9 protein-coding genes and 1 rRNA gene are annotated in these 11,509 nt (G+C 48.0%); 5 read left to right on the top strand and 5 right to left on the bottom strand.

Features of this window, described 5'->3' with window-relative positions; genetic code table 11:
- From rrf to DFP83_RS09600, 5 genes are all read left to right on the top strand, one after another.
- Positions 1 to 83 (top strand): 5S ribosomal RNA (gene rrf / locus DFP83_RS13800); the annotation flags it as partial.
- A 185-nt stretch (positions 84 to 268) separates the two neighbouring features.
- Positions 269 to 1,279, top strand: a complete 1,011-nt coding sequence (gene murB / locus DFP83_RS09615; RefSeq protein ID WP_157981543.1) for a UDP-N-acetylmuramate dehydrogenase — start codon at positions 269 to 271, stop codon at positions 1,277 to 1,279.
- A gap of 5 nt (positions 1,280 to 1,284) precedes the next feature.
- A complete protein-coding gene (gene birA / locus DFP83_RS09610) occupies positions 1,285 to 2,277 on the top strand; it encodes a bifunctional biotin--[acetyl-CoA-carboxylase] ligase/biotin operon repressor BirA (protein ID WP_110575178.1) in 993 nt (330 codons plus the stop codon).
- A complete protein-coding gene (locus DFP83_RS09605; RefSeq protein WP_110575168.1) occupies positions 2,261 to 3,022 on the top strand; it encodes a type III pantothenate kinase in 762 nt (253 codons plus the stop codon). Before birA ends, DFP83_RS09605 begins: the two co-directional genes overlap by 17 nt.
- Before the next feature lie 23 nt (positions 3,023 to 3,045).
- Positions 3,046 to 3,678, top strand: coding sequence for a tetratricopeptide repeat protein (locus DFP83_RS09600; RefSeq protein WP_110575166.1), 633 nt, complete (start codon positions 3,046 to 3,048; stop codon positions 3,676 to 3,678).
- A gap of 34 nt (positions 3,679 to 3,712) precedes the next feature.
- Here the strand turns inward: DFP83_RS09600 and nspC are convergent, their stop codons facing one another.
- The 5 genes from nspC to DFP83_RS09575 all read right to left on the bottom strand — a co-directional run bounded on the left by nspC (position 3,713) and on the right by DFP83_RS09575 (position 11,504).
- A complete protein-coding gene (nspC, locus tag DFP83_RS09595; protein WP_110575164.1) occupies positions 3,713 to 4,846 on the bottom strand; it encodes a carboxynorspermidine decarboxylase in 1,134 nt (377 codons plus the stop codon).
- A 1-nt stretch (position 4,847) separates the two neighbouring features.
- Complete coding sequence (locus tag DFP83_RS09590) at positions 4,848 to 6,047, bottom strand: saccharopine dehydrogenase family protein (protein WP_110575162.1); 1,200 nt, start codon at positions 6,045 to 6,047, stop codon at positions 4,848 to 4,850.
- 70 nt (positions 6,048 to 6,117) lie between these two features.
- The gene (locus tag DFP83_RS09585) at positions 6,118 to 8,265 is read right to left on the bottom strand and encodes a prolyl oligopeptidase family serine peptidase (protein WP_110575160.1); all 2,148 of its coding nucleotides are present in this window, start codon (positions 8,263 to 8,265) and stop codon (positions 6,118 to 6,120) included.
- A 63-nt stretch (positions 8,266 to 8,328) separates the two neighbouring features.
- Positions 8,329 to 10,095, bottom strand: a complete 1,767-nt coding sequence (locus tag DFP83_RS09580; RefSeq protein ID WP_476733794.1) for a tRNA(Met) cytidine acetyltransferase TmcA domain-containing protein — start codon at positions 10,093 to 10,095, stop codon at positions 8,329 to 8,331.
- On the bottom strand, positions 10,086 to 11,504 hold the full coding sequence (locus DFP83_RS09575) for a sodium-dependent transporter (RefSeq protein WP_110575156.1): 1,419 nt from the start codon (positions 11,502 to 11,504) through the stop codon (positions 10,086 to 10,088). The genes DFP83_RS09580 and DFP83_RS09575 overlap by 10 nt, the downstream gene beginning before the upstream one ends.
- Between the last annotated feature and the right edge of the window lie 5 nt (positions 11,505 to 11,509).

The raw sequence follows: 11,509 nt of genomic DNA, 5'->3' as shown, positions 1-11,509 counted from the left end.
TCCATTCCGAACCCAGAAGTGAAACATACCAGCGCCGATGGTAGTGTGGGGTCTCCCCATGTGAGAGTAGGACACCGCCAGACTTCAAATAGAATAACCCCAGCCAAGCGGCTGGGGTTTTTTTATGCCTGCTCGCCGGGCGCCCGTTGCGCCCGCACGGCTTACGTCACGCATTCTGCGCGACAATCCACACCGCCCCGTGCGCCCAAGGCGCACGCTACGACGTTATGATATAATGTGGTGGTTATTTTGATTTGGGGTGTTGTTTGTGTGGCCTTTAGCTAATTATCACAGCTTTAAAATTAGCCGTTCTGCCTCGGAGCTATACGAAGTGCGAACGATTGACGATGCACGAAAAGTATCAGGCTTTGATAAGTTTCTGATCTTAGGCGATGGTACCAATACTATCTTCATCGATGATTACGATGGTGTAATAGTCAAAAGCTGTATTTCTGGCGTAGACTGCCAAGCTCAAGATGAGGGCTGGTACATTCGGGTGGGCGCGCAAGAAAACTGGCACCGCTTTGTCACTTGGACATTAAACGAAAACATACGAGGCTTAGAAAACCTTGTATTGATCCCTGGCTCGGTCGGTGCTGCACCGGTTCAGAACATTGGTGCATATGGTGTAGAAGTCAGCCAGTATATTAAAACTGTTGAAGCCGTTCATCTAGCAACAGGTCAACAACACACGCTTACTAACCATCAATGCGACTTCTCCTATCGGGATAGCATTTTTAAGCGGCAACCTGGCGCTTGGCTGATAACTCACGTCAACTTCTTTATCCCTAAGTCCTGGCAACCCAATCTCAGTTATCCTGCACTTGCCGAATTAAACACCGAGACAAGCGTCACAGCGCAGTCGATCGCTGATAAAGTCATAGCGATACGGTCTTCAAAACTACCGGATCCTGCTCGGTTACCAAATGCTGGCTCATTTTTTAAGAATCCACTTGTAAGCGTTGAGCATTATCAACAGCTCATTGGTTCATTTCCCGATCTTATCGCTTTTAAACAAAATACCGGCTATAAGCTAGCCGCAGGTTGGTTAATAGAACACTTAGGCTTAAAGGGTGCTTGTTGTGGTGATTGTTGTGTTCATGATAAACAAGCACTTGTACTTGTGAATCAAGGTCATGCAACAGGTGGTGATGTATTGGCGCTGTGTCGGTTGATTCAACAGCGTGTCGAGCACGCGTTTGGTGTCATGCTTGAGCCAGAAGTCCGAATGGTCGGTCATGGTGGCTTGATTCATGATGTCTCACACTATCCAGGATGAATGGTATGAAAATCGAACAGCGTCTTGAACAGTTAATAACGTTGCTCAGTGACGGAGAGTTCCACTCCGGAGAGGCGCTTGGCGAAGCGATGTCGGTCTCGCGCGCGGCGATTAATCAGTATATCGAAAGGCTCAATGAGCTGGGGATCGACGTGTTTTCAGTATCCGGAAAAGGCTATCGCTTAGCAGCACCTATCGACCTACTGAATGCTGAGTCGATATTGAAAACAAGCAAACTACCTAAAGAGTTACTCAAGGTAGCCGCCATCGTTGGCTCAACGAACGATGATTTGAAGCTTGAAAGCGAGCAACAACAATTACCTCAGGGTTATGCAATTTTAGCTGAAGCGCAGACCAAAGGCAGAGGTCGCCGGGGGAAGCAGTGGATTTCTCCGTTTGGGACTAATCTCTACATTAGTTTGTTTTGGCGTTTGGAAGAAGGCCTTGGTCGAGCGATGGGATTGAGCCTTGCTGTCGGCTTAGCGATTGCACGTGTGCTCCGTGAACAGCTTGAGATCGATCAGGTATCCGTCAAATGGCCAAACGATGTATATATCGAGGGCAAAAAGGTGGCAGGTATTCTCATCGATATTGATAGTTTAGAAGATGGCAGTGCGCGCTGTATCATAGGTGTAGGGATTAACTTAACGCTTCCGGATACTGTTGCCCAGCATATTGACCAAGCCTGGACCGATGTCAATAGCCACCTACCAGCACCTCTGCAACGAAATCAGTTCGCAGGACGGCTACACCAATATCTTGTAGATACACTGACTGATTATGAACGCTCCGGCTTTACGCAGTTTGCTCCACTTTGGCAGCAATACGATAAGTTTGATAATAAACCTGTGCGTTTGTTGTTAGGTGAGCGCAAAGTAGAGGGAATTTGCCGCGGTGTGGATGATACAGGAGCCTTGCTCGTTGAGGTTGACGGTCGTGTTAAACGCTTTTTTGGCGGAGAAATATCTGTGAGGTCCGCTGATGCGACTGGTCATTGATAACGGTAATACGCGCACTAAACTCGCTATTTACCAGAATAATGAACTTATCCATGAATATAAGTATGTGAATGCAGAACTGTTGAGCAATGAACGTTGGTTAGACGATTTGAAAGACGTCAGCATAGCCATCGAGACTGCTTTCGGATGCTCTGTAGCGAACCAAGAAGTGCGCGAAGCGATTGAGCGTGGCCTTCATGTCTTATCAATTGAAGTTGAATGGTTAGGCAGTGCGGGTACGTGGCGTGACGTCAAAAATGCGTATGCAGAGCCTAAGAAGTTGGGCGCTGATCGCTGGTTTGCATTACTAGGATACCGTGTAGAAGCACATAATCACTGCATGATTATTGATGCCGGCACTGCGATGACGATTGACTGGATGGACGCATCGGGTTGTCATTTAGGGGGATGGATTATTCCCGGTCGTCGTTTAATGCATGAATCGATGCATCAAAAAACGGCATTGGTGAAAGGTGAGTTAGCCGAAGACTGCTTTCGAGAACCTGCTAATAATACCGCGACGGCGATGAGTTACGGCGTGCACTACGCGCTTGTTGGCGCCATTAGCCAAGGACTTCATGTGAGTCGTCAGCAGTTCGCTGATGAGCCTTTTGATGTGGTTGTAACGGGTGGCGATGGAGAACGGTTAATTCAGTCGCTCAGTTGTATTGAACCTATTAGTTATATTCGAAAAGACGATTTAGTATTCAAGGGTTTGCTTGCTGCTGCCGATAGCGAGTTATAGAAATTACGTTTTAGGGTAAGGTGATGAGGCAGGTTTTAATTACACTCGCATTGACTGCCCTTGGGTTTAACGCTGTGTCTGCTCAAGAGCAAGGCGGAGAACTCGAGGCTGTGCAGCTCTATAGTGACGCTGAGCTCGTAGATATGTTCGCTGAGAACACACATTTACGACGTGTAGAGAAACAAGATCGCTGTCAATTGGTACAGGATATCGAAGCACAAGCAAATATCGAGTTACGCCCGACTTACCAGTTTCTATATGGCGACATGTTAGCGTGGGGGATTTGCTACTCACAAGACGAAGCCTTAGGCATACTTTATATGGAAAAGGCGGCTCAGCAAGGTCTCATCGCGGCGCTTGAGCAGTTGGGGCGCTATTATCATCAAGGTACGCTGGTGCAAAAAGATGTCGACAGAGCGATTCTCTATCTTCGCGAGGCTGCTTCGCTCGGCAACATTCCCGCACAATTGCGACTCGCCGATATTCTGATCGCCGGGCAAGGCAGTCCGTATGACTTTAAAAATGCCTATCAGTGGTTACATCAATCGATTACTGCTGATGAAACAACATATCAGGCGATAGAGCAACGGATGGATAAACTTGCTCAGCGAATGCCGCCTTCCGTGGTTGAAGAAGCAAAAAGCCCCTTAAACTAGGGGCTTTTTAGTAGGTACTGGTGAGCAGCCGAGATTAGGACAAGCGGGCGCTGAAGTCCTCGTACGTGAAGTGACGTACGACTTCGAAACGGCCATCCTCGCGCAAAATACCGATATCAGGGTGTTGTACACCATTAAAGAACGTCGTCTTTACCATGGTATAGTGCATCATATCGGCAAATACCAAGCGGTCACCGGGTTTCAGCGGTTCATCAAAGCTGTACTCGCCAATAACATCACCTGCAAGGCAGCTATTACCGCCGAGTCGGTAACGGTATGGCTTATCCGCAGGCAGTCCAGCTCCTTCAATATGTGGACGATACGGCATTTCTAATACATCCGGCATGTGTGCCGTCGCAGAAATATCTAACAGTGCAATCGCACCTTGGTTTTCTACGATATCGACCACCTCACAAACGAGAGGACCGGTTTGCCACGCCACAGCAGAGCCCGGCTCCAGAATAATTTCTAGATCGTAGGTTGCCTTGAGACGTTTTAACTGACCTATTAAGTGGTCAACATCGTAACCTTTGCGGGTCATTAAGTGACCGCCACCGAGGTTCAACCACTTTACTTGGTGCAATAAGTCGCCAAACTTACTTTCGACCGCCGCTAATGTTCGTTCTAAGGCAAACGAATCACATTCACATAAGTTATGAACATGTAAGCCCTCAACGTTGTCTAGCGCAACGTTTTCAAGCTCACTTGCACGTACGCCTAAACGCGAACCCGGTGCACTGGGATCATACAGCTCAGTATCAGCTTCTTGATGTTCTGGGTTAACACGTAACCCGACAGAAACGCCGGCTGCTTGTGCTTGTTCACTGTAAGCTTCCCATTGGGTGATGCTATTGAACGAGATGTGATTAACGATCGGCAACAACTGCTCAATGTCCTCAGCCTTGTAGGCGGGAGCATAGGCATGTACTTCACTACCAAACTTATCGGCAGCGAGTTTAGCCTCCCAAACGGAACTTGCAGTACAACCTTTTAAATATTGCTTGATAAGCGGGAAAGCCGACCACATCGAATAGCCTTTAAGCGCCAGAATAATACTGGCGCCGCTTTCCTCTTGCACACGCTTCATCAACTCGAGGTTGTTACGCAAGAGTGCCTCATCAAGCACGTAACACGGCGAGGGGATGTCCTCGCGCAGGTATTTATTCATGTTACTCACCAAAAGGCTGCTCGCATTCAGTGACATGCCAAGGCAAGCCATACTGGTTCAGGCGGTTCATGAACTCGTCTGGATCAAACTGCTCCATGTTCCAAACACCAGGTTTCATCCACTCGCCTTGCAACATCATTGCTGCACCGATCATGGCTGGTACACCAGTGGTATAAGAGACAGCTTGAGCACCGACTTCTTTGTTGGTTTCGGCATGGTCGCAGTTGTTGTAGATGAAGATGGTTTTTTCTTTGCCATCTTTCAGACCTGTTACGTAAGTACCGATACAGGTTTTGCCTGTGTAACCCTCAGCGAGTGAGCCTGGGTTAGGCAATACCGCTTTCAAAAACTCTAGAGGTACAATGTCTTGACCTTGGAACTGAACTGGCTTGATTGACGTCATGCCTACGTTTTCCAATACACGTAAGTGCGTCAGGTATTGGTCGCCAAAGGTCATCCAGAAACGAGCACGCTTAATAGTTGGGAAGTGCTTAACAAGCGACTCAAGTTCTTCGTGATACAACAAATACGATGGGCGCTCACCCACATTCGGATAATCTAAATCTTTACGAACGCTAATCGGATCAGTTTCATGCCACTCGCCGTTCTCCCAGAATTTACCTTTTTGGGTAATTTCGCGGATATTGATTTCTGGGTTGAAGTTAGTCGCAAATGCCTGACCGTGGTCACCACCATTACAGTCGACGATGTCGAGGTAGTGAATTTCGTCAAAATAGTGCTTCGCTGCATAGGCTGTGAACACATTGGTCACGCCTGGATCAAAGCCTGCGCCTAACAGGGCCATTAGACCTTTTTCTTTAAAGCGTTCTTGATAAGCCCACTGCCACGAGTACTCAAATTTAGCTTCATCTTTTGGCTCGTAGTTGGCGGTATCGAGGTAATGTACGCCCGTTTCTAAACACGCATCCATGATCGGCAAGTCTTGGTAAGGCAAGGCAACGTTGATAACCAATTTAGGCTGCACTTTACGAATAAGATCGGCGACTTTAGCAGCGTCATCTGCATCGACTTGGTAAACACCCACCACGCGATCAGCGCCTGCTTGCTCTTGCAATGCTTCACACTTAGAAAGGGTACGGCTTGCCAAATGGATTTCTGAAAAAACCTCTGGCAACTTGGCACATTTTTGTACAACTACGCCGGCTACACCGCCCGCGCCAATGATTAAAACCTTAGACATTCGCTCTATCCTCTATCGTAAATGCGGTCTTGTTTATTGTTGCGAAAGATAGCATAAAATTATCAGTGCTTCATTCGCTATCTTTGCTTTGCGTAATGCGCATGTTGAGCTTATTGGCTGCAAATGTCCAAAGCTGACTTACGTGCTCAATCGTCATCCATGTGGGTCGATCGTTTAAGTGACCAGCCGATGGTTGTGTGAGTAATAGTATCGATTGTTCACAGCCTTGAGCGCGCTGCAATGCAGCGGCAAGTTTATAACTGTGCCAAGCGGCAACACGCGTATTGTTTTGTGACGTGCTGACAATGGTGGCTGGGTAGCAGACATTAGGTTTCACGTTGTGTAACGGTGAATAACTCAATAGCGTATCAAATTGCGCAGCGTTCGAACTCAAACCGTACTCGGTAAACCACGCTTTGGCGTTGGCATTGGCTGTTTGATAACGCAGCATGTCGAACAAGCCATTATCAAGCAGTGCCACACTAAATAAGTCAGGAGACTCAACCATGACAGCAGCGCCCAGCATTGCACCATTACTACGCCCGTAGAATCCGAGTTGATCACTGCGGGTGTATTGGTTGTTGATGAGGTAGTGTGCAGCGGCCTCGATATCGTGAATAACTTGTTGTTTGCCGGCTAACCGACCTGCCTCATGCCACTGCTCGCCAAATTCACCACCGCCACGGACATTGGCGATAGCGATCTGACCGCCAAGCTCTAACCAAGTTAACCAAGCGGGGTTGTATGCAGGCAACATCGATACACCAAAGCCACCGTATGCTACGAGCAGGGTCGGACGTTGAGTTGGCGCCGATGTAACATCTTTACCAATAATAAACATGGGGATGGGTTGCTGATCACTCGATAGGTAACTTACCTGAGTCGCCTCATAGTCATCAACACCAGCCGGCTGTTGAAATGAACGCCACAGGGTGGTGCGTTGCTGTGCTGCCTGATAGCGGTAGATACTACCTGGCTGAGTAAACTGTTCAAATTTGAAAAAGGCCTCATCACCATTTGCTGTGGCAGTGAGTTCTGAGATATGCCCTTGACCCGGTAACGCCAGTTCTCTGAGCATTTGCCCTTGATGATTTAAAATGACGAGTCTTGATTGTGCGTCGTCGAGGTAATGAACCATCAACTGGTCCTTGATGACCACGGCGTCGGCTAAGGTCTGTTCTTGCTCATCAACCAACACGCGATAGGGTTCTGTCGGTTGTTGACGATCAACAGCGACTAAGCGTCCTCGACCTTGCTCGCCGCGCAGTTTAAAAATCAAAGACTGCTGCGTGTTACCAATAAACGTCGCAAATGCGTTGTCTGGAAAATCTATTGCTGTGAGTTGATGTGGCTGTTGCGGGTTGTCTAACAAATACCAATTATTCTGATCGAACCCCGCGGTCGCCTTTACTAGAAGAGAAGACCCATGAGTGAGTGTATAGATATAGCTGTCATTGCTGATACCTGTTTCAATTTTCTGGTCTTCGGTTTGTGACGTGCCGATGCGATGAAAATATGTTTCGACGTGAGCCTGTCCGTCATATTCATTATTCCCAGCCTTGGGGTAACGGCTGTAATAGAACCCATTGGCGTTGGCTGTCCATGCAAGGTCGGTAAATTTGACCCCACTGATGACAGGCTGCTCGGGTAACGTGGGTTTAGCAACTGACGTCACGTACCAGTCGACCCAATCACTGCCTTGCTGGCTGAGGGCATATGCGATCAGTGAACCATCTGGTGAAACGCTAAAGTTATGAATCGACGTGGTGCCTTTATCATCGATTAGGTTGGGGTCAACAATCACATGTGGCGCCCCCGAATCGGAGTGACGTGCATAAAGCACTGATTGATGCTGTAACCCATCATTCTGAAGGTAGAACCAATGGCCTGCAGTCTCAATAGGCGCACTCGTGCGCTCATAATTAGATAGTTCGGTCAGGCGCTGGCGGATAAATTCTGCGCTACTCAGTTCATCCAAGTGTTGCTGAGAGAATGCACGTTGTGCAGATAGCCACTGTTGAACGCCCTGTTTTTGCTCATGTTCTAAAACACGGAACTCGTCAGTCACTGTCTTACCGTGATAGTCATCGTTGGCGGGTTCCGCGTTGATAGCTGGATAACCGTAAGGGTTTTCAGGGGTTGCAGATTTATCGCTCTGGCTTGAACACGCTGATACTAGAGTGACAATCAGAAGGCTCACAATCCGTATCATTTTCATAGGTTATCCTTTAATTGAGTGACTCTACCATTTTATGAACCCTCGCTCGGTGACTCAATCGCTTTACAAAAGTTTAGCGATATCTGACCTTAATACTGCGCTGAGCTGCTTGAACGTATCGACAGCGTAGGTACGTTTAAGTGATTCGATGGTGTGTTCGGGTACCCTGAAATCAGCGGGTGAACAGCGTAATTCACCGTTGTCACTGACTGTCGCTATGGCGCAGAGTGCACTATCGAGCGGCAGGATATACTGGTTGAACGCGCGCAAAAGCTTATTCGCTGTCGCACTGTAAGTTTTTGTTGGTAATTGCTGATCAAACCACCACTGATACTGTGCGTCTCCCCATTCGTACAATGGCACGCACTGGCTTTCGACTTGTGGGGTTAATGGTGAGACCCATAAAGAAGCGTAGCGAGCACTGACCCGATCTTGTTTTGAGCTTAAGCGTACGAGTCGGTAACCGTTATTTTTCCAAAATTGAGCTAAACCGGGCTCGTAACCAAAACTCGTGCCGAGTGCATCAATTTGGTTTGACTTAGCCCAACTGCGGATAGCGTTCAACATATCTGAAGCGATCCGTTGCCGGCGTTTACCTTGTTGTACTGCAATGCGACTGACTCGACACCAGTGAAGAGTCGCTAAGTCAGGGCTTTGTAAGAAATAACTTAAACTTTGCGGAAGAAGGTTCCCTGGCGGACGCCGCTTGCCCAACTGAACTTGCGTCGCAAGTGCTTGGCTAAGAGGCCCCTCTAGCGCGATCCACGCGACTGCAGCCACAACCTTATTCTCGATGTGCAGATACAGATACTGTTGCGGCTCATCGAGCAGCATCTTTAAATCATTGGGGCTACTTTGATAATGTGCCTCAAGTAGCAACTCAAACGCTTGATGTAGCGCACACTCAGGCAAGTCACTGGCGTGGTAAACACCACTGTTTAACTGATGGGTTAACTGCTCAGGTGCTGGGCTCAACAGTAGTGACTGGTTTAGCCAATGTTCGAGAGGGTCGTTGGCCAACCAGCGTAATGGCGCCTCTAATGTGTGCAGGCTAACTTTTGCAAAGCTTCGTTTTGCCCACTCAACAAAGTGAACGGCAAAACCTCGTCCACAGCCCTCGTAACCATCGACAGTTGTTGCCAGCATCCATGTGGGATAGTTTTTTACGAGCCGCTGAATGGCCCATAATGGAATGCCGGCGGCTTCATCAATGATAAGGCGCTCGTTAGTACTTGTTTGCCGCACAAGTGTGTCCCACGCAACAAATTGCACGTCGGGCGCATGTTTTAACAGCACTTGAGCGTTTGCCTTTCGCGGAGCAGTCACAATGCAAGGGGCTGCGTTTTTAGTCGTTGCTAGCGCTGTTCCTAAGCATGCGCTTTTGCCTCGGCCTCGTGGAGCAATAACAATGTGGACTGTTTCAGTGTCACGCAGTTGCTCAATTAGGTGTTGTTGAGCGACTGTCGGTAAGCGAGCAGGGACGGTGTCTGTTGACTCCGCCTCGGGGATCGCTTGCCAGCAATCAATCAAGCGTTTCAGCGCCGGGGTCGGCTGCAAAGGGATGAGTAAGCTGAGCTCGCCACCTGCCATAATGGTTCCGCACACGGTGGCGATTGCATCAAAGTTAACCGTATCGCGACAATCGATAATGACCCGACTAAATTCATGACCGAGGTAATCTCGATACCTGTGGGTGGGGGCATGTGCTGCTGAGTCACTATCCGATAGATAAAGTGTTTGATTATCCGTAACACCATCAAAAGAGGGGCTCAAAAGAGCCCCGTCTGTAACTAACCTTAAGTGTCTAAAGTCGGTGTTTTTTAGAACCACGTGATACCAAAAAACTTACTCATGACAGTATTAACGAACACGACGAATAAGATCGCCGGAATGAACGTGGTGATCGACACGCGCACATATTTCGCCAAAAATGTATTCGGATAATTTGGATTGCCCTCGGCCAGCTCCTGCTCAAGACTGGTATAGCGCCAGTGCCACCATACAAATAAACAAATCAGAAGGCCGTTAAGCGGCAGAATGGTGTCGTAGAACACATCGTAAATAACATCAAATACCGACTTTGTCGCACCGCCATAACTCACGAACTCGGTGAACGCGGGGATAAAGCCAAATGATGTCGCGGCAATAATGGTTAAGATTGTGGTTGCAGCACACATTACAGAGAGCGCTTTCTTACGTGATGTTCCGCGTTGCTGGATAATCGCAGCTGTTGGTACTTCAATGATAGAAACTAATGAGGTAATTGCGGCAACAAAAGCCAACAGGAAGAAAATAGTCGCAGCGATGCTTGCTCCTAAATATCCGATCGAAGCTTCAAGTGCGATAAAAATCTGCGGGAAGAATGAGAAAATCATGCTCACCGACGAGTCACTTAATGAGTTTGGATCGGTATCTGGGTTGATCGCAAAAATAGCAGGCAAGGTCATTAAGCCTGCTGTGAAGGCAACCGCGGTATCGGTAATAGCAACTAACTTACCTGAGGTGACGATGTCGTCTTTACGGCTAAAGTAAGAGCCGTAAGTGATTAGGATCCCCATCCCCAAAGACAAGCTAAAGAATGCTTGCGACAGCGCACCGCTAATCACTGAACCATCAATTTTGCTGAAGTCGGGTACTAAATAGAACTGGATACCCAATACCGCATTGTCGAGCGATAGAACAAAGATAACCAATAGAACCAGCATGACAAACAAAGCGGGCATCAAGAATTTTGCCGCTTTCTCAATGCCCTGGCGTACGCCGCCCATAAGAATGACGTTTACGATTAACGTAACAGCAACCAAGAAACCCACGAAGCTATAGTCGTTGACGAATTGGCCAAAGTAACTGGGGTCGGCGAGTTTATCTAAGTCGCCTATTGCGGCGTGGTATAGATAGCCAAAAATCCATACGGTGATCACCATATAGAAAATTGCGATCATGAACGGTGTTAGGACGGCCAAAAAGCCAGAAAAACTCCAAAATGGTTTGCCGCTGCCGAGCGCTAAGTATGAGCCCAGCGGGTTTTTTTGTGCCTTACGACCGAGACCCATTTCAGCCAGCATTACGGGCAGACATATAAATGCAACAAATAGAGCGTAAATTAGCAAAAATGCGCCGCCGCCATTTTTTGTCGCAGCGACGGGGAATCCGACCAGGTTACCAATACCAACTGCTGAACCTGCAGCAGCTAGAATGAACCCGATCTTCGAACTGAATTGATCGCGTTGTTCGCTCATTAGTT

This window comes from Idiomarina fontislapidosi, from assembly GCF_003226255.1.
Classification (GTDB): domain Bacteria; phylum Pseudomonadota; class Gammaproteobacteria; order Enterobacterales; family Alteromonadaceae; genus Idiomarina; species Idiomarina fontislapidosi.
The sequence above is the reverse complement of the archived record's forward strand: the minus strand, read 5'-3'. Positions and strand labels throughout refer to the sequence as shown.

What these genes read in the sequence shown, in the direction of transcription:
- birA (WP_110575178.1), top strand. Translation starts at nt 1,285, where the DNA reads ATGAAAATCGAACAGCGTCTTGAACAGTTAATAACGTTGCTCAGTGAC.
- DFP83_RS09605 (WP_110575168.1), top strand. Translation starts at nt 2,261, where the DNA reads ATGCGACTGGTCATTGATAACGGTAATACGCGCACTAAACTCGCTATT.
- DFP83_RS09600 (WP_110575166.1), top strand. Translation starts at nt 3,046, where the DNA reads ATGAGGCAGGTTTTAATTACACTCGCATTGACTGCCCTTGGGTTTAAC.
- nspC (WP_110575164.1), bottom strand. Translation starts at nt 4,846, where the DNA reads ATGAATAAATACCTGCGCGAGGACATCCCCTCGCCGTGTTACGTGCTT.
- DFP83_RS09590 (WP_110575162.1), bottom strand. Translation starts at nt 6,047, where the DNA reads ATGTCTAAGGTTTTAATCATTGGCGCGGGCGGTGTAGCCGGCGTAGTT.
- DFP83_RS09585 (WP_110575160.1), bottom strand. Translation starts at nt 8,265, where the DNA reads ATGAAAATGATACGGATTGTGAGCCTTCTGATTGTCACTCTAGTATCA.
- DFP83_RS09575 (WP_110575156.1), bottom strand. Translation starts at nt 11,504, where the DNA reads ATGAGCGAACAACGCGATCAATTCAGTTCGAAGATCGGGTTCATTCTA.